Source organism: Nocardia sp. NPDC019219 (assembly GCF_040632645.1).
GTDB classification, from domain to species: Bacteria; Actinomycetota; Actinomycetes; order Mycobacteriales; family Mycobacteriaceae; genus Nocardia; species Nocardia sputorum.
On sequence record NZ_JBEYCG010000025.1, the window covers coordinates 39,585 to 61,123 of the forward strand.

21 protein-coding genes and 1 riboswitch are annotated in these 21,539 nt (G+C 71.5%); of the genes, 16 read left to right on the plus strand and 5 right to left on the minus strand.

Annotated features, from left to right (window positions below; translation table 11 throughout):
• Positions 1-114: 114 nt before the first annotated feature.
• The 3 genes from mraZ to ABZ552_RS32570 form a co-directional block, all read right to left on the minus strand.
• Entirely contained in the window at positions 115-546 is a 432-nt protein-coding gene (gene mraZ, locus ABZ552_RS32560) for a division/cell wall cluster transcriptional repressor MraZ (protein WP_039797118.1), read from the minus strand.
• Positions 547-948: 402 nt separating this feature from the next.
• On the minus strand, positions 949-1,362 hold the full coding sequence (locus ABZ552_RS32565) for a DUF3040 domain-containing protein (RefSeq protein ID WP_281874577.1): 414 nt from the start codon (positions 1,360-1,362) through the stop codon (positions 949-951).
• A gap of 141 nt (positions 1,363-1,503) precedes the next feature.
• Positions 1,504-1,956, minus strand: a complete 453-nt coding sequence (locus ABZ552_RS32570; RefSeq protein WP_281874578.1) for an SAV_6107 family HEPN domain-containing protein — start codon at positions 1,954-1,956, stop codon at positions 1,504-1,506.
• Positions 1,957-2,125: 169 nt separating this feature from the next.
• Here ABZ552_RS32570 and ABZ552_RS32575 point away from each other — a divergent pair, with 169 nt between their 5' ends.
• The 5 genes from ABZ552_RS32575 (at position 2,126) to ABZ552_RS32595 (ending at position 7,232) form a co-directional block, all read left to right on the plus strand.
• Positions 2,126-2,737 carry an N-acetyltransferase gene (locus ABZ552_RS32575; RefSeq protein WP_281874579.1) on the plus strand — a complete coding sequence of 204 codons (612 nt, stop codon included), beginning with the start codon at positions 2,126-2,128 and terminating at the stop codon, positions 2,735-2,737.
• 7 nt (positions 2,738-2,744) lie between these two features.
• Positions 2,745-4,310, plus strand: coding sequence for an NAD(P)/FAD-dependent oxidoreductase (locus ABZ552_RS32580; RefSeq protein WP_281917072.1), 1,566 nt, complete (start codon positions 2,745-2,747; stop codon positions 4,308-4,310).
• Positions 4,307-5,167 carry a carotenoid biosynthesis protein gene (locus ABZ552_RS32585; RefSeq protein ID WP_357441703.1) on the plus strand — a complete coding sequence of 287 codons (861 nt, stop codon included), beginning with the start codon at positions 4,307-4,309 and terminating at the stop codon, positions 5,165-5,167. Before ABZ552_RS32580 ends, ABZ552_RS32585 begins: the two co-directional genes overlap by 4 nt.
• 194 nt (positions 5,168-5,361) lie before the next feature.
• The gene (locus tag ABZ552_RS32590; protein ID WP_281881069.1) at positions 5,362-6,030 is read left to right on the plus strand and encodes a DUF3153 domain-containing protein; all 669 of its coding nucleotides are present in this window, start codon (positions 5,362-5,364) and stop codon (positions 6,028-6,030) included.
• Between the two features lie 35 nt (positions 6,031-6,065).
• Complete coding sequence (locus ABZ552_RS32595; RefSeq protein ID WP_357441705.1) at positions 6,066-7,232, plus strand: glycosyltransferase family 2 protein; 1,167 nt, start codon at positions 6,066-6,068, stop codon at positions 7,230-7,232.
• A 25-nt stretch (positions 7,233-7,257) separates the two neighbouring features.
• On the opposite strand, the gene ABZ552_RS32600 is transcribed toward ABZ552_RS32595, so the two are convergent.
• Positions 7,258-7,965: a hypothetical protein gene (locus tag ABZ552_RS32600; protein WP_281874583.1), complete on the minus strand. Its 708-nt coding sequence runs from the start codon at positions 7,963-7,965 to the stop codon at positions 7,258-7,260.
• 385 nt (positions 7,966-8,350) lie between these two features.
• Positions 8,351-8,444, plus strand: a riboswitch (SAM riboswitch).
• A 114-nt stretch (positions 8,445-8,558) separates the two neighbouring features.
• Here ABZ552_RS32600 and ABZ552_RS32605 point away from each other — a divergent pair.
• The 10 genes from ABZ552_RS32605 to ABZ552_RS32650 all read left to right on the plus strand — a co-directional run bounded on the left by ABZ552_RS32605 (position 8,559) and on the right by ABZ552_RS32650 (position 19,004).
• On the plus strand, positions 8,559-9,491 hold the full coding sequence (locus tag ABZ552_RS32605) for an amino acid ABC transporter permease (RefSeq protein WP_357441737.1): 933 nt from the start codon (positions 8,559-8,561) through the stop codon (positions 9,489-9,491).
• Positions 9,488-10,255: an amino acid ABC transporter ATP-binding protein gene (locus ABZ552_RS32610; RefSeq protein WP_357441707.1), complete on the plus strand. Its 768-nt coding sequence runs from the start codon at positions 9,488-9,490 to the stop codon at positions 10,253-10,255. Before ABZ552_RS32605 ends, ABZ552_RS32610 begins: the two co-directional genes overlap by 4 nt.
• The gene (locus tag ABZ552_RS32615) at positions 10,255-11,229 is read left to right on the plus strand and encodes an ABC transporter substrate-binding protein (RefSeq protein WP_357441709.1); all 975 of its coding nucleotides are present in this window, start codon (positions 10,255-10,257) and stop codon (positions 11,227-11,229) included. The genes ABZ552_RS32610 and ABZ552_RS32615 overlap by 1 nt, the downstream gene beginning before the upstream one ends.
• 61 nt (positions 11,230-11,290) lie before the next feature.
• A complete protein-coding gene (locus ABZ552_RS32620; protein ID WP_357441711.1) occupies positions 11,291-12,910 on the plus strand; it encodes an ABC transporter substrate-binding protein in 1,620 nt (539 codons plus the stop codon).
• Positions 12,911-12,912: 2 nt separating this feature from the next.
• Positions 12,913-13,962 (plus strand): ABC transporter permease, encoded by a 1,050-nt coding sequence (locus ABZ552_RS32625; protein WP_357441713.1) that lies wholly within the window; start codon positions 12,913-12,915, stop codon positions 13,960-13,962.
• A 52-nt stretch (positions 13,963-14,014) separates the two neighbouring features.
• A complete protein-coding gene (locus ABZ552_RS32630) occupies positions 14,015-14,827 on the plus strand; it encodes an ABC transporter permease (protein WP_281881072.1) in 813 nt (270 codons plus the stop codon).
• Positions 14,824-16,446: an ABC transporter ATP-binding protein gene (locus ABZ552_RS32635; protein WP_357441714.1), complete on the plus strand. Its 1,623-nt coding sequence runs from the start codon at positions 14,824-14,826 to the stop codon at positions 16,444-16,446. Before ABZ552_RS32630 ends, ABZ552_RS32635 begins: the two co-directional genes overlap by 4 nt.
• A 176-nt stretch (positions 16,447-16,622) precedes the next feature.
• Entirely contained in the window at positions 16,623-16,955 is a 333-nt protein-coding gene (locus ABZ552_RS32640) for a hypothetical protein (protein WP_357441716.1), read from the plus strand.
• Between the two features lie 85 nt (positions 16,956-17,040).
• Positions 17,041-17,847: a DUF1684 domain-containing protein gene (locus ABZ552_RS32645; protein WP_281917065.1), complete on the plus strand. Its 807-nt coding sequence runs from the start codon at positions 17,041-17,043 to the stop codon at positions 17,845-17,847.
• Entirely contained in the window at positions 17,844-19,004 is a 1,161-nt protein-coding gene (locus ABZ552_RS32650) for an LLM class flavin-dependent oxidoreductase (protein ID WP_357441718.1), read from the plus strand. Before ABZ552_RS32645 ends, ABZ552_RS32650 begins: the two co-directional genes overlap by 4 nt.
• Before the next feature lie 186 nt (positions 19,005-19,190).
• Here ABZ552_RS32650 and ABZ552_RS32655 read toward each other — a convergent pair whose 3' ends face one another.
• Positions 19,191-20,192 (minus strand): methylenetetrahydrofolate reductase, encoded by a 1,002-nt coding sequence (locus ABZ552_RS32655; RefSeq protein ID WP_281874592.1) that lies wholly within the window; start codon positions 20,190-20,192, stop codon positions 19,191-19,193.
• 234 nt (positions 20,193-20,426) lie between these two features.
• Here ABZ552_RS32655 and ABZ552_RS32660 point away from each other — a divergent pair, with 234 nt between their 5' ends.
• On the plus strand, positions 20,427-21,509 hold the full coding sequence (locus ABZ552_RS32660; RefSeq protein ID WP_281881074.1) for a polyprenyl synthetase family protein: 1,083 nt from the start codon (positions 20,427-20,429) through the stop codon (positions 21,507-21,509).
• The last annotated feature ends 30 nt before the right edge of the window (positions 21,510-21,539 follow it).

Consider the following 21,539-nt stretch of genomic DNA (forward strand, 5'->3'; position numbering starts at 1 on the left):
CGATAGAAGTGCGAATGCCCCGTGGTCTCTGACCGAACTTCGGCACCTGGCGTCGGGGAAGTACGTCAGGGTCCGCGTCCGGGCAGAGACCGCGTGGCACTCGCGCGCCCGCGGCTAGAAGATTCCGCCCAGCGACTCGTCTCTGGCTTGCGAGAAGTCCTCCTCGTGCTCGGCGAGGTAGGACTCCCACGCCTGCTTGTCCCAAATCTCCAGGAAGTCGACCGAACCGATCACCACGCAATCCCTTTGCAGGTTGGCGTAGCGACGATGGTCGGCGGACAACACGATCCGGCCCTGCGCGTCCGGACGCTGCTCGTCCGTTCCGGCCGCGAGGGCCCGGACGAACGCACGGGCCTGCGGATTGCTTCGAGACGCGGCCGCGGCACGCCGGGCGAGCGCGGTGAACTCCTCTTTCGGGTACACGGCAAGGCTGTGGTCCTGCCCCTTCGTGACCATCAACCCTCCCGCCAGATCGTCTCGAAACTTCGCAGGCAACGTGAGTCGCCCCTTGTCGTCCAAGCGAGGTGTGTAGGTACCGAGAAACATCTCGATACCTCCCTAACGATCACCTCGATGGTCGGCCCTTCAGTACTGCGCGCTCCACATTACCCCACTTTCCCCCACTTTCAATCGAAACAAGCGGTGATCTGGCTCCCGACCCAGACGATTCCGCAGGTCATGCCAGCTATCACCGGCGTGGAGAACTTTCGCGAGTTCTGCCGACACGCGCCACCCCTGCGGACAAACGCCCGAAAACACCCAGCAAACTCCTTGGTGCCGGTTGCGCGGGGGCGCGGTGGGGGAACTTCGTGGGGAGGTGTGGGGGAAGGCGGAAGCGCGGCCCGATGATCATCCACGGCGCGGGAGGCCGCATACGCGAACCGGCGACGCCGCACCATCACGGTGCGGCGTCGCCGGTCGTGCTGAAGTTGTCAGGCTACGGGCGAGCTACTCCTGCTCGAACCGCCGGCGGAAGCGATCCTCCATGCGCTCGGAGAAACCGCCCGATTTCCGCTGGCGACCCCGGCCGCCCGAGCCGCCGGACGCCGCCTGGCCGCCGGACCGATCATTCTTGGCGATGCTCTTGGAGGTGCCGAGCAGCAGCAGCACGCCGGCGCCGAACATCACGATGAACCCGATCAGGCTGATGATCGGGAAGCCGCCGGGCTTCACTGGTGCGGCGATGCCTGCGACGAGGAGAAAGAGGCCGAGGACGAACAACGCCGCGGCCTGGAGTCTGCGACGACTCGAGGTCGAACGTAGCCGTCCGCCGCGGACGGACGAGGCGAACTTGGGATCCTCAGCATAGAGAGCGCTCTCGATCTGTTCGAGCATGCGCTGCTCGTGCTCGGAGAGTGGCACGGTACCTCCCCCGGCACTAGGACGTGGCTGTCGCCTCCGGGTAGACGACAGATAGCCGACCTTGGCGGCCATCTGACACCAATGATACGAGTTCGATCAGGGCCAGACCACCTAATGTGCGCAGTAGGACGTAGTCCGTCTTCAGCCCGTTAACCAATCGGTCATCCCGCCGGACAATCCGGGGGCGGGCCGCAACCGAGCCGATGCCGCGAGGAGATCTTCCACGTCGTGCAGGAATGCCGCGACCCGGGAAGAGAACTCGTCCGCCTCGTGTTCGTCGACGTTCCGGTCCAGTCCCGCCTCCAGCGCCGCCCTGAGCTCCGAGCGCGCGCTGAAGTAATCCGCCCACATCACGAATTCCGGCGCGGCGCGCTGCATCAGCACCCACGCGTTGCGCGAGCGCGCCCGGGGTGCGGCATCGGCGCCCGTGAGCGCGATCACCGCGCCCGCGCCACGCAACGCCGCCAAGTAGGCGGTGCGGAACCGCTCCCGTGGATCCCGTTCCCCCGCCGCCTGCATGAGCAACCCGTCCGCGCGCTCCAGCAGTTTGCCGGCCCGGCCGGGCCGGCCCGGATGTTCCACTCGACCAGACATCGCCGTCCCTCCACCATCGCGTACCTTGGCCCGTATCCGTGCTGGACGCGGCGTGCCCCACCGCTTTCCAGCACCGCCCGGACCGAACAGGTATTCGAACGTTTGAATTGAGCTTCAATATAAAGACGCCCACCGACAAACTTCCGCGTCCGCGCGACCGACGAGAGCCATGACCGCCGTCAAGCCCAATCACACTCCCGCACCCGCCGTCATCGATCTCTCGGTGGCGGCTCTGCGCTCCCGGCTGCACGACGCGCTGGCGGTCTACGTGGCCGCGATGGACTATCCGCGCGGGACCGAGAACCATCGCGCGCCGATGTGGACCGAGCACACCACCCGGCCCGGCTGGCAGGCGGTGGCCGCGGTGCTGCCCGACGACTCCGGCCGGATCGATCTGCGCACCGCGCCGATCGTGGCGATCGCCTACGGCTATCGCGGCGCCGCGCACCAGTGGTGGCACCAGCAGGTGCACAGCGGGATGCGGCGTTCGGGCTGGCCGGAACACTCCGCGCGGGAACTGCTCTCGGACTACTTCGAGCTCACCGAACTGCACGTGCATCCCGCCGCGCAGGGCCGCGGCATCGGCGGCACGCTGCTGGAACGGCTGCTGCGCGATCGCACCGAGCGCGCCGTGCTGCTGTCGACGCCCGAGGTCGCCGGTGAGGACAATCGCGCCTGGCGGCTGTACCGCAGGCAGGGATTCACCGACGTGGTCCGCAATTTCGTCTTCGCGGGCGACAACCGGCCCTTCGCGATCCTCGGCAGGCGGCTGCCGCTGTGAGGGTCACGTGACGGCGGTCGTCGTCGGCTCGGGTCACAACGCCTTGGTCGCGGCGTGCTATCTCGCCCGCGCCGGTCACCAGGTCGAAGTGCTCGAACGCGACGTGGTCCTCGGCGGGGCGGTCTCGACGGTCGAACGGTTCCCCGGCCATCGCGTCGATCGCGGCTCGTCGGCGCACATCATGATCCGCCACACCGGCATCGTCGAGGAGCTGGAACTCGCCCGCTTCGGCCTGCGGTACATCGATTGCGACCCATGGGGTTTCACCCCCGCGCACGGCGGCCGTCCCGCCCTGGTGTTCCAGCGCGACCTGGAAGCGACCTGCGCGTCGATCGCGGCGGCCTGCGGACCACGCGACGCGGACGCCTACCGCCGCTTCGTGCGGGTGTGGGGCCCGCGCAGCGCCCGGGTGATGCGGGCCTTCGGCGGCGGGCCGACGCCGGGCCGGCTGGTGCGGTCGTTCTGGGGTCTGGAGGCGAAGGACGGCGGCAGCGCCCTGTCCCGGGAGTTCCTGCAATCCGGTGACGCGCTGCTGGACGCCTGCTTCGAGGACGAACGGTTGAAGGCGTCACTGGCCTGGTTCGGCGCGCAGTCCGGCCCGCCGATGTCGGAGCCTGGCACGGCGCCGATGGTGGGGTTCGCCGCGCTCATGCACACGCTGCCGCCGGGGCGCGCGGTCGGCGGCAGCGGGGCGCTGACCACGGCGCTGGTGGCGCGGCTGCGCGCCGACGGCGGGGTGGTGACCGCGGGCGACGCGGTGTCCGCGCTGCGCCGCGACGGCGAGCGCTGGCGGGTGCGCACCGCGTCGGGCCGAGAGCTGCGCGCCGACATCGTGATCGCGGGCTGCCATGTGCTGACCACGCTGGAGCTGCTGCGCGACGGCGGCTTCGACGGCGCGCTGCTCGACGGCTGGCGCAGGCGCATCCGCGTGGGGCCCGGAATCGGAATGGTGGTGCGGGCCGCCACCACGGCACTGCCTCGTTATCCCGGCAGCCCGGCCGACCAGTCCGCCCGCGGCCTGCAGTTCCTGGTGTCCGACCGCGCGCAGTTGCGGCGAGCGCACGGCGCGGCGCTGGCCGGGGACCTGCCGCCGCGACCGGTCGTCCTGGCCATGAGCTTCAGCGCGCTCGACCCGACCATCGCGCCGCCGGGCGCGCATCAGTTGTCGCTGTGGGCGCAGTGGCATCCCTACCGCCTGTCCTCCGGTGCCGATTGGGCCGATCTCGCGCAGCGCGAAGGCGAGCGGATCATCGCCGAAGTCGACTCGTACGCGCCTGGTTTCGCCGGCACGGTGACGCACACGCACGTGCAGACGCCGGTGGAGTTGGAGCGCGAGCTCGGGCTCATCGGCGGCAACGTCATGCACGTGGAGATGTCGCTGGACCAGATGATGCTGTGGCGCCCGCTGCCCGAGCTGGCGGGCCAGCGGGTGCCCGGCGCGCGGGGGCTGTATCTGACCGGCGCGTCCACCCACCCCGGTGGCGGCGTCTCCGGCGCGAGCGGCCGCACGGCCGCCGCGCTCGCGCTGCGCGACCTGAACCGGCGCGGCGTGTCGCGGTGGCTGCGCCGATGACGGATGCGGGTGACCCGCCGCCGGCCGCCACGAATCGGACGGCACCCGGCCGCCCCGCGGGCCCCAGGTCCCCGTATCGCTCGGCGACCTTCCTCCTACCGCTGGCCCTCGTCGTCCTGACGGTCGCCGCGCAGATCGGATATCCGCTGGCCACGGGCGGCGCGCGGGACCGCGTCACCGTGGCCGTCGTGCTGCTCTCCGCCGCCGCCGCGCTGGCGCACGCGACCGCGACCAGGGGCTTCCGCTACGCCGCCGGCTTCCTGGTCATCGTCTCCGGCGTCGGGCTCACGGCGGAGGTGATCGGCACCGCGACCGGCATTCCGTTCGGCTGTTACCAGTACGCCACCGACCGGCTCGGGCCCGCGTTGCTCGAGGTGCCGCTGCTCGTCCCGCTGGCCTGGACCGGCGGGATGTATCCGGTGTGGGTGGTGGCCGGGATGGTGTCGCGCCGCACGGCCGCCCGGGTCCTGGCGACGGCGGCGGGCGCGGTGGGCTGGGACCTGTTCCTCGATCCGCAGATGGTGGCCGACGGGCAGTGGACCTGGTGCGACACCAGCTCCGGGCTACCCGGGCTGGAGTGGATTCCGGTGACGAACTACCTGGGCTGGTTCGCCGTCGCGCTCCTGATGGGCGGATTGCTCGCGATCTGGGAGCGCGCGGCGCCGGATCCCGTGCCTGCGCGCAGCCGCGCGATCGCGCTCACCGTGCCGGTGGCCTTGTTCTTGTGGACCTGGCTCGGATCGGCGCTGGCCCACGCGGTGTTCCTGGATCTTCCGTCGTCCGCCGGGTACGGCTTCGCCGGCCTGGGCCTGCTGGGCGTCCCGCTGCTGGTCGCCCTGGCTCGCGCGCGCCGCTGACCGAGCCCGCCTTCCCGCGCGTGGCACGCCGACGCGCGCTGCGACTGGCGCGTTTCATTACCGGCGGTTGGCCTGGCACGATGTCACCCGTGCAGCCGAGTCCCGTCACCACGAAATCCGATGCCACGGCCCTCGCGCCGCGGCGGGCCCGACGCCGCGGCGCGCGCGTCGCTTCGGTCCTCCTGCTCGCGGCGATGCTGGTCCCGATGCTCGCCGGCTGCCTGCGGGTGCAGGTCTCGATGGGGGTCTCGTCCAACGACCGGGTGTCCGGACGCATCGTCGCCGCCGTGGTGCCCACCGACCCCGGGGACAAGGGCCCGCAGTTGAAGGCGCCCGAGACGCTGGCGGCCAAGGTGCGGGTGGAGCCGTACGCCCAGGACGGATACGCCGGCAGCCAGGTCTTCTTCGAAGACCTGTCCTTCGGTGACGTGCAGCAGCTCGGGCAGTTGTCCGAGCAGACCCAGGGCATGTTCCAGTTGCAGTTCCAGCGCACCGGCGACCTGGTCAGCCTGAGCGGGCGGGTCGATCTGAAGTCCGTGCCGCCGCACGGCTCGGACGTGCAGTTCACCGTCGCGTTCCCGGCCCGCGTCGCCAAGACCAACGGCAACCGCGAGGGCGACAACGTCGTCTCCTGGAAGCTGCCGTCCGGTGAGGTCTCCAAGCTGCACGCCGAGGTCAGCTACGCCGACCCGAACACCCGCTCGTTCGCGGGCTGGGCGGGCATCGCGGGCGGCATCACGCTGGCGGTGGCCGCCATCGTCGCCGCGATGGCGTACATGGACCGCAATCCCGCGGCGCCCGGCGCGCCGGAAGTCGGCTTCTCGCTGAGCCGCTGGTGGCGCTCGGTGACGCAGAATCGCTGAGCGGCGGGGCGGTGTGCCGGGATAGCGTGACCCCCATGGTGCATGCCGACCTGCCGAAGACGTTGCGTGCGAACTCGATTCTGCCCAGCACCGCCACCGCGGTGGCGGTGCTCGGCGCGGGCCTCGCGCTATACAACCGAATCACCGTGCGGCGGTTGCCGGATACCCCGACGACAGTGATCGAGCCGGTCACCGTCTGCGTTCCCGCGCGGAACGAAGCCGACCGGCTGCCCGATCTGATCGCCGATCTGCGCGCTCAGGTGGGCGTACCCCGCCTGGCGGTGCGCATCCTCGACGACGCCTCCTCCGACGGCACCGGTGCCGCCGCCCGCGCGGCGATCGACGACGACCCGCGCTTCACCCTGCTGCGCACCGAGTCCGACCCCGTCCCCGGCTGGACCGGGAAGGCCGCGGCCTGCGTCCGTCTGGCCGAGGACGTGTCGACGCCGGTGCTGATCTTCTTGGACGCCGACGTGCGGCTGGCGCCGCACGCGCTCGCGGCGGCGGTCGGCGCGCTGCGCGCTGGACGAGCCGCGCTGGTCTCCCCGTGGCCTCTGCAAGTGGCCGCATCCGTGGCGGAGGCCGTCGTGCAGCCCCTGCTGTGCTGGTCGTGGGCCTCGACGTTGCCGATGGCCGTGGCCGACCGGAGCCTGCGGCCCGCGACGGCGGTGGCCTGCGGCCAGTTTCTCGTGTTCGACAACGCCGCCTACCGCGCGGTGGGCGGTCACACGACGGTGGCCGGGAGCGTCACCGAAGACCTCGACATCGCCCGTACGCTGCGGCGAGCCGGTCATTCCACCGTGCTGGCGGCCGCGGGAGGGCTGGCGCGCACCAGGATGTATCGCGGTGCGGCCGAAGTGGACGCGGGCTACACCCGTTGGCTGTGGTCGGCCTACGACGGCACGATTGCGGGTGGAGCGGCGGTGGGACTCGTTGCGGCCATTGCCTATTGGGTGCCGCCCGTGGCGACGGTAGTCGGCCGGGGCGCGGTCCGCCGGATCGGCCTGATCGGCTGGCTCGCCGCCGTCGCCGGGCGGCTGCTGGCCCGCTCGACCGAAACCGGCGGCCCCTTGAGCCGCGCGGATGTCGCGGCCGCCGTGGCGCATCCGGTGTCGGTGGCGGCCTATCTGCTGCTGTGGGCGCGTTCGCATCGGGCCCGCCGCCGCGGCACGGCGCGCTGGAAAGGTCGTTCGCTCACCTGAGCGACCGCGCCGCGGCCGGCGGAACTCACGGCACCGCGGTGATTCCGACCGTCGGCAAGAACATGCACGACTTCGCGCCGTTCTGCACCGTGCCGAAGACCGCGGCGAGAACGGTGCCCTTGCCGGTGTCCACCGGGACCGCGCGCACCCCACCCATCGGGAGGGACGCGACGAGGAAGTCCCGGATGGCCTGCTCGGCCGTGGGCCGCAGGTCCGCGGGAACAGCCGCGGGAATCATCGAGCGGGCGACCTCCGGCAGCGGCCCCATGGCGGCCGTGCCGCCGCGGCCGGTGCTCAGGTTGAGCCAGGCCACCTGCATGCCTCCGGTGTTCGAGCCGTCCGGCCCGAGACCGTAGGGCACGAAGGTGAACATGGCCTGCCCCGCTTTGACGGCGCTGAGATCCTGGCCGGGAATCTGCACGCTGTTCTTCGGCCAGGGCCCCGGAATGGCGCCCGCCACGGCAGGCGCCAGACCGGCCGTGGTGTTGTCGAGACAGAACGCCGACGCGCTCGGATAGGCGAAGGGCTGGATACCGAGCGCGCGCAGCGCGTCGATCGCGGCTTGGTAGGCGCCGAACAGGTCACCTGGGGCGGCGACCGGCACGGAGTGCTCGGAGAACGCGGGAATCGTGGCATCCGGAGCCGCGAACGCGGTGGCCGGGCCGGCGAGCGCGAAGGCGATGGAACTGGTCGCGACAGCGGACAACTGGGTCAGACGGCGCAATATGGTCACGAAACCTCCTCATCGGCGGAACGATCGAGGGGCACAGTACTCCGGCAAACGCCTCCAACAGCCTGGATTGGGCATAGCAATTTCTTGGCGAGTCCTGTTTGCCCGGAACGGACTTCCGCTCGGCCGACCGGCGTTCCCCAGCCCCGGCGATAGCCGTATGCTGCATCGGGCCGCCGGATTCCCGCCGCCGCGCACTCGCCCTCCGCGAGGCGCCCGGGCCCACGCCGCCCACGAGCGAGCAGCGCATCCCTGGTTACTACAAGGATCCGAGGCATCGGCGTCGACAAGGTCTACGCTCACGCTGATTACTTCTCTTGTTCCAGGCTTCCCTTGCTGGGCATCATGATTCGGCTCGCCTCCGACATCCGTCGCCGGGGGTCGGCGCCAACCATCCAGAGCGACCGAGAGACCTGGCTCGTCGACGTCGCAGCAACCCCCCGGTCATCGGGTGCGGGTGCTTCCGCCGGGACCGATGGAGGAACCGAAGTGATCATCGAGGACCCGTCGTGAGTGCGTCCACGGCACCTGACGCCGCCCCCGAAACCGTCACGCACACCGAAGCGGACCCGATCGGCGCCCCCGTCCCCGTGCCCGTGCCCGCCGATTCCGGCGCGACGCCCACCGTGGCCAAGACCCGGCACCCGTGGCGCTGGGTGGTCAGCGCCGTCGCGCTGATCCTGCTCGCCCAGTTCGCGCACGGTCTGGCCACCAATCCCGGCTGGGACTGGCCGACCTTCGCGCAGTACATCACGGCGAAGTCGGTGCTGTCGGCGTTGCGGGTCACCCTGGAGCTGACCGTCTGGGGCACCGCGCTCGGCTTTCTGCTGGGCACCGCCCTGGCGATCGCCCGGTTGTCGAACAATCCCGTGCTGCGCGTGATCTCGTGGGTCTACATCTGGGCGTTCCGTTCGATCCCGCTGATCGTGCAGCTGCTGTTCTGGTTCAACATCGCCTACCTGTATCAGACCCTCTCGATCGGCGTGCCGTTCGGGCCCGCGCTGTTCACTTTCGAGGTGAACGGGGTGATCAGCGGTTTCACCGCCGCCGTGATCGGCTTGGCCCTGCACCAGGCGGCCTATTCGGCCGAGATCATCCGGGCCGGATTCATCTCGGTGGACGCCGGCCAGCTGGAAGCCGCCGCCGCGCTGGGGATTCCCCGGCTGCGGCAGTTCCGCACGGTGGTGGCGCCGCAGGCCATGCGCACGATCCTGCCGAACGCGACCAACGAGGTGATCAGCCTGTTCAAGGGCACCTCGATCGTGTCGGTGATGGCGATCGCCGAGCTGTTCTACCAGGTCCAGGTGATCTACGGACGCAATGGGCGAGTGGTGCCGCTGCTGATGGTCGCGACGGTCTGGTACATCGTGCTCACCACCGTGCTGTCGGTGGCGCAGCACTACATCGAGCGCCACTACGCCAAGGGGGCGCACCGCACGCCGCCGCCGACTCCGCTGCAACGCGCCTGGCGGAAGCTGCGCGAGGTCGCCGAGGCCGGTCCCGCCGCACCGCGCGGAGCCACCCGATGAGCGCCACACCCGCCGTCGAGGTCCGCGGCGTGCGCAAATCCTACGGCGCGCATCCGGTGCTGCGCGGCATCGATCTCACCGTGCGCTCCGGCGAGGTGGTCGCCGTCATCGGCCCGTCGGGCTCCGGTAAGTCGACGCTGCTGCGCGTGGTGAACCACCTGGAGACCCTCGACGCGGGCACCGTGCACATCGACGGGGAACTGATCGGCTACCGGCTGCGCCGCGACCGCCTGCACGCGCTGCCCGATCGCGAGGTGCGCAAGCAGCGTTCGCGGATCGGCTTCGTCTTCCAGCAGTTCAATCTGTTCCCGCACCTGACGGTCCTGGAAAACGTCACGCTGGCCCCGCTTTCCGCGCAACGGCGGGGCCGGGCCGAGGTGGAGCGCGAGGCGCACCGCCTGCTGGAGCGGGTCGGCATCGGACAGCTGGCCGGCGCGTATCCGCGCACGCTGTCGGGCGGACAGCAGCAGCGGGTGGCGATCGCCCGCGCGCTGGCGCTGCGGCCGCGCGTGATCCTGTTCGACGAGCCCACCTCCGCCCTGGACCCGGAACTGGTCGGCGAGGTGCTCGACGTGATCCGCGATCTCGCGCACGGCGGCACCGCCCTGGTGATCGTCACCCACGAGATCGGTTTCGCCCGTGAGGTCGCCGACACCGTGGTGTTCCTGGACGAGGGCGTCATCGTCGAGCAGGGGCCGCCCTCGGCCGTCCTCGATCACCCCGAACACCCGCGCACCCGCGCTTTCCTTTCCCGAGTCCGCTGATGAACAGGTTCCCGATGAAGTTCTCCGCCCTGGTCACCGCCGCCGCGACGGCGGTCGCGCTGCTGGCCACCGGCTGCACCGAACCCGAGGCGGACAACGCCGCGCAGCCCGCCGGTTCGATCACCTTCGACCTCTCCCCCGCCCAGTCCGGTCGCGTCCGGGCCGCCGAGGTCGACGCCATCGCCGCCGAAGTGCCGCAGGCGATCCGCGACCGCGGCACGCTGATCGTGACCGGCGCGTCCGGCGCCGCGCCGCCACTGCGGTTCTACGCCACCGACGACAAGACCGTGGTCGGTTCCGAGGTCGACTTCGCCTCGCTGATCGCCGACATCCTCGGCCTGAAACTCGATGCGCGGGTGGCCGATTGGTCGCAGAACTTCGTGCGGGTGGACTCCGGCGAGGTGGACGCGTTCATCTCCAACGTCACCGTCACCGAGGAACGCAAGGAGAAGTACGACTTCGCGACCTACCGCAAGGACAACGTCGCGCTGGAGGTGCCGATCCAGAGCAAGCTGGAGTACAAGGACCGGAGGAGCCTGGCGGGCAAGCGGATCGGCGTCGGCAGCGGCACCAACCAGGAGCAGCTGCTGGTGAAGTGGAACGAGCAGAACCGGGCCGAGGGCCTGCCGCCCATCGACATCGCCTACTTCCAGCAGGTCACCGACTACTACCTGGCGCTGGCCTCGCAGCGGCTGGACGGCTACCTCGGCCCCAACCCGACCGCGATCTACCACGCGGCCACCGCGAAGCAGACCAGGATCGTGGGCACCTTCTCCGGCGCGGGCGAGGCGTTGCAAGGCGAGATCGCGGTGCTCACCAAGAAGGACAACGGGCTGATCACCGCCGTGCAGCACGCGCTGGCCTACGCCATCGAGCACGGCACCTATCAGCAGGTGATCGACCGCTGGGGCCTGCAGAGCGAGACGGTCACCGAATCGCGGATCAACCCGCCCGGCCTGCCGAAGAAACGGTGAGCCGATGACACCCCGCCCAGGGCGAGCAGTTCGCCCGCCCCGAAGTATCTGGAGTTGCCCCGTGACCCGAACCCGCCACCGAATCGTCGCGCTGGCCGGCGCGCTCGCCGCGGCCACCACTGTGGCCGCCTGCGGCAGTGATTCGGCCGCGCCCGGCGGCGACGCGGGCCCGCCCCAGCCCGGCGGCACCCTGCGGTACGGCCTTTCCCAGGCGCCGACCTGCTCGGATCCCGCCCAGGCGGGCACCAACCAGACGCTGTACGTCGCCCGGCAGATCGTGGATTCGCTGACCGACCAGGACCCGGCCACCGGCGAGCTGAAGCCGTGGCTGGCCCAGAGCTGGGAGGCGAGCCCCGACGCGAAGGTCTTCACCTTCCATCTCGTCGACGGCGTCACCTTCAGCGACGGCACGCCGCTCACCGCCGAATCGGTGCGCAACACCTTCGACTCGGTCGTGAAACTGGGCTCGGGCAAGGCTCCGCTGGGCAGCAGTTATCTCACCGGCTACGTCGGCACCACGGCCGTGGACCGGCTCACCGCCCGGGTCGAGTTCAGCAAGCCCAACGCACCGTTCCTGCAGGCGTCCTCGACCGCCGCGCTCGGTATCCAGGCCGACGTGACCACCGCCAAGCCGGCCGAGCAGCGCTGCCTCGGCGACAACGTGGGCAGCGGACCGTTCACCTACGCGGCCTACCGCCAAGACGCCTCGGCGACGCTGGTCAAGCGCACCGGCTACCACTGGGGTTCGGCGGTGTTCGCCCACCGCGGCGAGGCCTACCTGGACAAGATCGAGTTCACCGTCGTGCCCGAATCCGGAGTGCGCACCGGCAGTCTCGCCTCCGGGCAGCTGGACGCGATCAGTGACGCGCTGCCGCAGGACGCCCCGCAGATCGAGGCGGCGGGCGGCCGGGTGCTCAGCACCGCAAACCCGGGCGTGCCGTTCGGCTTGCAGGTGAACGTCACCCGCGGGCCGCTGCGCGATCCCGCGGTGCGCCAGGCGCTGCTGCCCGCGATCGATCGCAAGCAGCTGGTGGACACCGTCCTCGGCCCGCAGTTCAAGCCCGCCACCAGCACGCTGGCCAGCACCACCCCCGGCTACACCGACCTCTCGGCGCGCCTGGCCTACGACCCGGCGAAGGCGCGCACCATCCTCGCCCAGGCCGGGTGGGTCCCAGGCGCGGATGGCATCCGGGCGAAGAACGGCGAGCGGTTGTCGTTCTCGGTGCTGTTCAGCCAGGTGTTCGCGGGCAACCAGGCGATCCTCGAACTGGTGCAGCAGCAGCTGCGGCAGGTCGGCGTCGAGCTGAAGCTGGACCTGGTGTCGGTGGCCGAGACCACGGCGCGGCAGAACAGCAAGGACTTCGACACCTCCTACGGCAACACCACCCGCGCCGACGGTGACATCCTGCGCACCTCCTTCGGTCTCGACGGACGCAATCTCAACGCGCGCGGCCCCGTCCCCGCGCTGGACGACGCGCTGAACGGCCAGGTCAGCACCATCGACACCGTGACACGCAACGGGCTCATCCGTACCGCGCAGGAACAGGTGCTCGACGCCGGACTGCAGATCCCGACCGTCGAGCTGTCCCAGGCGATCGGGGCGGGCGCGAACACGCGGGATCTGAAGTTCGAAGCCTCGGCGCGATTGCAGTTCTTCGACACCTGGCTGAGCGGACGCTAGTCATGGCGCGCTATCTGGCCCTGCGGGCCCTGCAGGCGGTCTGGGTGCTGTGGGCGGCGTTCACGCTGTCGTTCGTGGTGCTGTACCTGCTGCCCGCCGACCCGGTCTCGATCGCGGCCGACGGCGGCGGCGCCGGCACACCGGTGGACAAGGCCGCCATCGCCGAGTTGCAGGCTCGCTACGGGCTGGATCGGCCGCTGTGGGACCAGTATTGGACCGCGCTCGGGCACGCCGTGCGCGGCGATCTCGGGCATTCCATCGCCACCGGGCAGCCGGTCACCGGCGCGATCGGCGACGCGCTGCCCGCCACACTCGCGTTGACCGGCGCGGCGCTGCTCTTCGCGGTCGCCGGAGGCGTGGCGCTGGCGTTCGCGGCCACCCAGACCCGGCGGCCGTGGCTGCGCAACGCCGTGGCCGCGCTGCCGTCGCTGGGCGTCTCGGTGCCGACCTTCTGGACCGGACTGCTACTGCTGCAAGTGTTCTCGTTCCAGTTGCGGCTGGCGCCCGCGTTCGGCGGGCACGGGTTCGCGGGCACGGTGCTGCCCGCCCTCACCCTGGCCCTGCCGATCGGCGCGGTCATCGCGCAGGTGCTCACCGCCGGGCTCGAAGCCACCTGGCGGCAGCCGTTCGTGGACGTGGCGCTGGCCAAGGGCGGATCGCGCTGGTGGGTGCAACGCAGGCACGTGCTACGGCCGGCCAGCGTGCCCGCGTTCACCATCGCGGGAGTCCTGGTCGGCAACATGCTCGCCGGATCGGTGGTGGTGGAAACCGTCTTCGCGCGCCAAGGCGTCGGCCGGCTGACCCAGACCGCGGTGCTCGCGCAGGACATCCCGGTGGTGCAGGGCATCGTGCTGCTCACCTCGGTGGTGTTCGTCAGCGTGAATCTGGCGGTCGACCTGCTGTATCCGCTGCTCGACCCGCGCATCGCCGCCCGCTCCGCGGCCGTGAGCGGCGAGTCGGAGCAGGCCGTCGCCGACGCCGCCGAGGAGGCGATCACCGCCGGATCCTTGCCCGGCGCGCCGTTCGCCGAGGAGGTGCGGACCCGTGGTTGACGTGACCGAGGAACAGCGCCGAGCCGTGCTGCCCGGCCTGCGGCGGCCCACCGTGAGCTGGAAGCGGGTGCGCGGCAACGCGGGCGTGCTGGTCGCGGCCGCCGTCGCACTGCTGGCCCTGGGGTGGGCGCTCGCCCCGTCGGTCTTCGCCGGCGGCGACCCGCTGACCGGCGTGCCCGCGCAGAAGTTGCAGGGTCCCAGCGCCGCACACTGGTTCGGCACCGACAATCTCGGACGCGATCTGTACACCCGGATGGTGCACGGAGCCGGTCTCTCGCTGACCGCCACCCTGGCCGCCGTCGGCATCGCGCTTGTCGCCGGGTCGCTGCTCGGGCTGCTGGCCGGCGCGGTGGGCGGCGTGGTGGACGCCGTCGTCATGCGGCTGGTCGACGTGCTGCTGTCGGTACCCGCGCTGTTGCTGTCGCTCGCGCTGGTCACCGCGCTCGGCTTCGGTACCGGCAACGTGGCGGTCGCGGTGGGCGTTTCGCTGGTGGCCAATTTCGCGCGCGTGATGCGCTCGGAAGTGCTGCGAGTCCGTCAGGCGGTGTACGTGGAGGCGGCCCACGCCGCGGGCGTGCGCTGGTACACGGTGCTCGCCAGGCATGTGCTGCCCAATTCCGTCCAGCCCGTCCTCGCCCTGGCCGCGGTCGAGTTCGGCATGGCGGTGCTGGCCGTGTCGGCGCTGAGCTTCCTCGGTTACGGCGCGAAACCGCCCACGCCCGAGTGGGGCACGCTGATCTCCGAGGGCCGCAACTACCTCGCGACCGCGTGGTGGATGACCACCCTGCCGGGCTTCGTCATCATCGCCGTCGTGCTCGCCGCCCAGCGCCTCGGCCGCGCCATCGGGAACGGAACGCCCGCATGAGCGCCCCGGCGGCACCGCTGCTGCGCGTCGAGGATCTGCGGGTGCGATACCGGTCCGACGCCGGCGCGGTCACCGCGCTCGACGGTGTGTCGCTCACCGTGGCCCGCGGCGAGGTGGTGGCGCTGGTCGGCGAGTCCGGCTCCGGCAAGTCCACGCTCGCCCACGCCGTGATCGGCCTGCTCGGCGCGCATGCCGAGATCACCGGCGGAACCGTGACCTTCGACGGCGCCGTGGTCGACACCGGCTCCGAACGCGCGCTGCGGCGGCTGCGCGGCGCACGCATCGGATTCGTCCCGCAGGACCCCGCTCTGTCGCTGAACCCCGTCCGGCGCGTCGGCGACCAGGTGGCCGAAGCGCTGCTGGTGCACGGGCTGGCCGACCGCAAGGCGGCGCGGGCGCGGGCGATCGAACTGCTGGCCGACGCGGGGCTGGACCGGCCGGAACTGCGCGCCGCCCAGTATCCGCACGAACTGTCCGGCGGGCAGCGCCAGCGGGTGCTCATCGCCGCGGCCCTGGCCTGCGCACCGGACCTGATCATCGCCGACGAGCCGACCAGCGCCCTGGACGCGACCGTCGCGCGCCGGGTGCTGGACCGGCTCGCCGAGCAGATCGCGGCACGCGGCACGGCGGTGCTGTTGATCACCCACGATCTGGCCGTCGCCGCCGAACGCGCGGACCGGCTCGTCGTACTCAACGGCGGCGAGCTGGTGGAGACCGGCCCGACCGCCGAACTGCTGGCCGCGCCGCGGCACCCGTACACCAAGCGGCTGCTCGCCGCCTCGCCGAGCCTCGCCCCGGCGGGCGGTTACCGTGCGCCCAAGCCCCGGGACGGCGAACCGCTACTGGTTCTGCGCGAGGTGCACAAGACATTCCGGGCGCATGGAGGCGACAGCGTGACCGCGGTGGCCGGAGTCGGCTTCGAACTCGGCCGTGGCGAAACCCTCTCGCTGGTCGGCGAATCCGGATCCGGGAAGTCCACCACCGCGCGGATCGCGTTGCGGCTCACCGAACCCGACCGCGGCGAGGTCGTCTTCGACGGGCAGCCGCTGTCGCAGGCCCGCGGGTCACGACTACGCGCGCTGCGCAGACGTTTCCAGGTGGTGTACCAGAACCCTTACGCCTCTTTGGATCCGCGCTGGCGGGTGGGCGCGATCGTCGAAGAACCGCTGCGCGCGTTCGGCGTCGGGAATCGCGCCCAACGGCGCGACCGGGTGGCGGAGCTGCTCGCGCAGGTCGCGCTTCCGGCGGGGTTCGCTCAGCGCAGGCCGGCGGAGTTGTCCGGCGGACAACGTCAGCGCGTCGCCATCGCCCGCGCGCTGGCGCTGCACCCCGAGCTGCTGGTGCTCGACGAACCGGTCTCCGCGCTGGACGCCTCGGTGCAAGCGCAGATCCTCGAACTCCTGGATCGCCTGCAAGACGAGCTGTCGCTGAGCTATCTGTTCATCTCGCACGACCTGGCGGTGGTGCGCCGCATCAGCGACCACGTCGCGGTGCTGCGGCACGGCCGCATCGTCGAATACGGCCGCACCGCCGCGATCTTCGGCGACCCGCGGCACGAGTACACCCGCGAGCTGTTGTCGGCCATCCCGGCCCCCGCCGTCGCGAAAGGCGTGTCCTGATGCCGAATCCGACCTACCGGCACAGCCGGGTGCTGAACCGGCGGCAGCGCCGGTCCCCGTGCCGTAGCCACCCCGAACCCGTCCCGTCCTCCGCGATCACCCCTCTCCGCTCACCGGAGCCCACCACCGGCCACAAGCCGACCACGTGGTGGCACCGACCGAAAAGGATCGTCCTGATGGTGTACTCCGCCTTCAACCGGAAACCGGCCGCCGACGCCGAACCGTCCTCGGCGCCGGAGGTTCCCGCCGCCCCCGTCGCCTTCGGACCGGACCCGGCCCGATGGTGGCGCACCCGACTGCGCGCCCCGCGCGCCGCCGATACCCCCGGTAACACACGGGTGCACGCCGTCGCCCCAGGCCGCGGCGAGCGCGACCGCCGCGTCATCCGATCCTCGCCCGGCGCGCACGCCGAGCTGTGGCGACAGGCGCTGCTCTTGGCGCCCGACGTCGCCCCAGCGGGAACGCACCCAGCGCTGCGGGCGCACATCGATGCTGAGGGAACCGCCTGATGCCGCCCTCCGCCCGCTCGCACGACCACCCCGGCCTGCGCCGTCCCCACCGTCGCACCACCGCCCACGAAGGAGCCCGAGCGTCATGACCACGAGCATCACCAGCGTTTTCGAGACCGAGTGGGCGCACTGGCACCACGCGCGAGAAGACCAGATGCGCGATCCCCTGGGCTTTCTCAGCCTGACCGGGCTGCACTGGCTCACCGACCGCCCCGAGCGGCTGCCGGACGTGCCCGGCACCTGGTGGGTCACCGACGAGAAGGTGTTCATCACCGCCCAGCCCGCCGACCGGCTGGAATTCGACGGGATCGGCATCGCGGGCGTGCAGATCGTCACGCCGGCCGAAGGCGCGCCCGGGCTGCACGTCCGGCAGGAGCGGCGGGTGCTCGAGGTGATCCGCCGCACCGGCCGCTACGCCGTCCGCGTGCACGACCCTGCCGCCCCCGCCCTGCTGACCTTCGACGGCATCCCGGCTTACCGGCCCGACCCGCGCTGGGTGGTCCCCGGGCGGTTCACGCCGTTCGAGCAACAGCAGACCGTGGTCACCGGGGCCGTGCTGGCGGGCCTCGAACACCACCACACTGCCGCGGGCACCATCGAATTCCGTATCGGGGAGGTGACCGAGCGCGTCGTCGCCTTCGGCGAGCGGGACGACCTGCGGGTGCTGTTCACCGACGCGACCAGCGGCGTGACGACCTACCCGGCGGCGCGTTCACTCGCCGTCGGCGCACCGGACGCGGACGGCACGGTGCTGCTCGACTTCAACCGCGCCGCGAATCTGCCCTGCGCCTTCACCGATTTCGCGACCTGCCCGGTGGCGCCCGCGCAGAACCGGCTGCGCGTCGCGATCGAAGCGGGCGAGCAGGATCCGCGGCAGGGGCGGGCGGCATGAGCGGCCGGTCGGTTCCCCTCTCGATTCTGGATCTGTCGCCGATCAGCGCCGGCTCGACGGCGCAGCAGGCCCTGCGCAACACCGTCGACCTGGCCCAGCACGCCGAACAGTGGGGCTACCACCGCTACTGGCTGGCCGAACACCACTTCGTGTCGGTGGCCAGCTCCTCCTCGATCACCCTGATCGGCTTGGTCGCCGCGGCCACCAAGCGCATCCGGGTGGGTTCGGCGGCCGTGCAGGTGGGCCATCACACCTCCGCCTCGATCGTGGAAGCGTTCGGCACCATCGATGCGCTGTACCCGGGCCGGCTCGACCTCGGTCTCGGCCGGTCGGGCCATCGGCGCGGCCAGTTCGGGGCGGAAGCCGCGCGGCCGGAGAGCGGCAAGCCGGTGGCCGACGTGGTGACCGGGCGCACCGAGATCCGGGACGGCGTGGTGGTTCCGCCGCCGTTCGACCCCGGCCGCATCACGGACAAGTCGCGGTTCATCGCCTCGGTGAGCGCGTTGCAGCAGCGCGGCGCGCAGCCACTGGACTTCGCCGAACAGGTCGACGAGGTGCGCGACCTGCTCGCGGGCACCTTCGTCAGCCCGGAAGGCGTTGCGCTGCATGCAGTCCCGGGTGAGGACGCGCAGGTGCGGTTGTGGCTGTTCGGCAGCACCGCGGGCGAGAGCGCGGAGCTGGCCGGACGGCTGGGGCTGCCGTTCGCCGCGGCCTACCACGTCTCGCCCGGCACCGCGCTGGACGCGATCGAGGCGTATCGTGCGGCGTTCCGCCCCTCTGCCGAGCTGGCCGAACCGTACGTGGTGATCTCCGCCGACGTGGTCGTCGGCGCGGACGACGCGACCGCGCGGCGGCTGGCCGCGGGCTACGGTCACTGGGTCTACAGCATCCGCAGCGGCGCGGGCGCGGTCGAGTACCCCGATCCGGCCGCCATCGCTCCACTCACCGCGGAACAGCGGCGACTCGTCGACGATCGCCTGGCCACCCAGTTCGTGGGAGCGCCCAGCACCGTCGTGGACCGCCTGGCCGCACTGCAACGCGTCAGCGGGGCGGACGAACTGCTGGTCACCACGATCACCCATCGGCACGCCGACCGCCTGGAATCGCACCGGCTGCTCGCCGAGGCGTGGGGGTTGCGCGCTGCCCGCGCGGCCTGACCCGAGTCCGGCCGGTGCACCCTCGCACCGGCCGACGGGCACCGACGTGCTCGTCGGCAAGCCCTGCCACCGATCGGCGGCGTGCTCGTCGTGGTCCCGCCGGAGGTACCACTCCCGACGAAGGAACGAAACTGCCACCGGTCACGTCGTCGGAGCAGCACCCCGCGCCGCGCGTGACCGGAGAGTTCAGACGCCGACCGGTGTGGCCGTGACGCCGTAACCGAGGTTGGTCAGCACCTCGCTGGTCGCCTTGGCGAAGTTCAGCGTGATGAAGTGCAGGCACGGCGCGCCCTCGTCGATCAGCCGCTGGGCGATCTCGGTGGCGATCTCGATACCCGCCGCGCGCACCGACGCGGTGTTCTCCTCGCCGCCGTCGCCCGCCGCCTTGCGCAGCCGCTCCAGGACGGCGGCGGGCAGCGGCCTGCCGCACAGCTCCTCGGCGCGCTGCACCGTGCGCAGCGACGTGATGGGCATCAGCTCCGGGATGATCGGCTTGGCGCCTTCGATCGGGTCCAGCGCCACGAGCCGATCCCGCAGGCGCAGGTAGTGCTCCACGTCGAAGAACATCTGGGTGATCGAATACTCCGCTCCCGCACGCAGTTTCGCGGCGAGGAACGCGGTGTCGGTGGCCAGGTCCGGCGAGCGGTGATGCCCCTGGGGGAACGACGCCACGCCGACGTGGAAATCGCCGAGATCGCGCACGATGCGCACCAGTTCCTCGGCGTAGGACACGCCCTCGGGATGCTTCGTCCACTCGCCCAGGGGATCACCGGGCGGGTCGCCGCGCAGCACCAGGATGTTGCGGATCCCGGAGTCGGCGTACGCGCCGACCAGCGAGCGCAGTTCGGCGACGCTGTGCCCCACCGCGGTCAGGTGGGCGACCGGCAGCAGCGTGGTCTCCTGCGCCAGTTCCCCCGTGACCCGGACGGTGCGGTCGCGCGTGGAACCGCCCGCGCCGTAGGTCATCGACACGAACGCGGGATGCATGCACTCGAATTGCCGCACGGCGCGCCACAGCCGCGCCTCGGCGGCGGCGTCGCGGGGCGGATTGAACTCCACGGAGAAGGGCACCGCGTGCCCCGTGTGAGCCCGCAGACTCTGTACGACCGAAGGTGTGCCAGAGACGTTCGGGTGCGTCCGGGACGGCCGGCCAGGGGTCGAGCTTCCCCGCACGTTGTCGAAAGTCACCGGTTCAGTGTAGAGGTGGCCGGTGGCGGCCCCGTCGGGTCGCTCGGACGCCCCGCGTATTCTTCGCATCGGGCGACATGGTCGCCACGCCGAGCGACACGCGCGACAGCCCCCGCTCGGCCCCGAATCACCCGCAGCGCGCGGGCACCGTCGCGACCCCGTGCGTCCACCATCCGCACGACCTTGGAGGCTCCTCTGTCCGCCGCAACCGGGACTCAGACGCCGCGCCCCGCGGTGCCGCAGCCGGGCACCCCCGCCTTCGTCACCGCCGTGGAAGACGCCCTGACCAGTTTCTTCGCCACCCGCCGTCCGACGACCGAGCGCCTCGGCCCGGTCTTCGTCGAGGCCACCGACGCGCTCGAGCAGTTCGTGCTGCGCGGCGGGAAGCGCACCAGGCCCGCGTTCGCGTGGACCGGGTGGCTCGGAGCCGGCGGCGATCCGCACGCGCCCGAGGCCGCAGCGGTGCTCACCGCGTGCTCCGCGCTCGAGCTCGTGCAGGCCTGCGCGCTGATCCACGACGACATCATCGATTCCTCGCGCACCCGCCGCCGCTTCCCGACCGTGCACGTCGACTTCGAGCAGCGGCATCGCGACCGCGGGTGGTCAGGGGACGCGACGCACTTCGGCACCAGCGTGGCCATCCTGATCGGCGATCTGGCGCTGTCCTGGGCAGACGACATGGTGCACGGGTCCGGCTTGGCGCCCGCGGCCATCGCCCGATTCGCGCCGGTGTGGGCCGACATGCGCACCGAGGTGCTCGGCGGCCAGCTGCTCGACGTCAGCGGCGAGGCGGGCGGCGACGAATCGGTCGAGGCCGCGCTGCGCATCAACCGCTACAAGACCGCCGCCTACACCGTCGAACGCCCGCTGCACCTCGGCGCCGCCATCGCCGCCGCCGACCAGGGGCTGATCGAGGCGTACCGCCGGTTCGGCACCGCCATCGGGATCGCCTTCCAGCTGCGTGACGACCTGCTGGGCGTGTTCGGTGATCCGGCGGTGACCGGCAAACCTTCCGGCGACGACCTGCGCGAAGGCAAGCGCACCGTGCTGCTGGCCGAGGCGCTGCGCCGCGCCGACGAGACCGATGCCGCCGCGGCCGCGCTGCTGCGCTCCAGCATCGGCACCGACCTCGACGCGCAGCAGGTACAGCGGCTGCGCGCACTGCTCGTCGAACTCGGCGCGGTCGACGAGGTGGAACGCCGGATCGCCGAGCTCACCGACAGCGGCTTGGCCGCCATCGAGACCAGCTCGGCGACCGCGGTCGCCAAGGAACGGCTGCGCGCCATGGCGCTGGCCGCGACCGAACGCGCGGCGTGAACGCGGCGTCGCGCGCCGTGCGCCGGACGG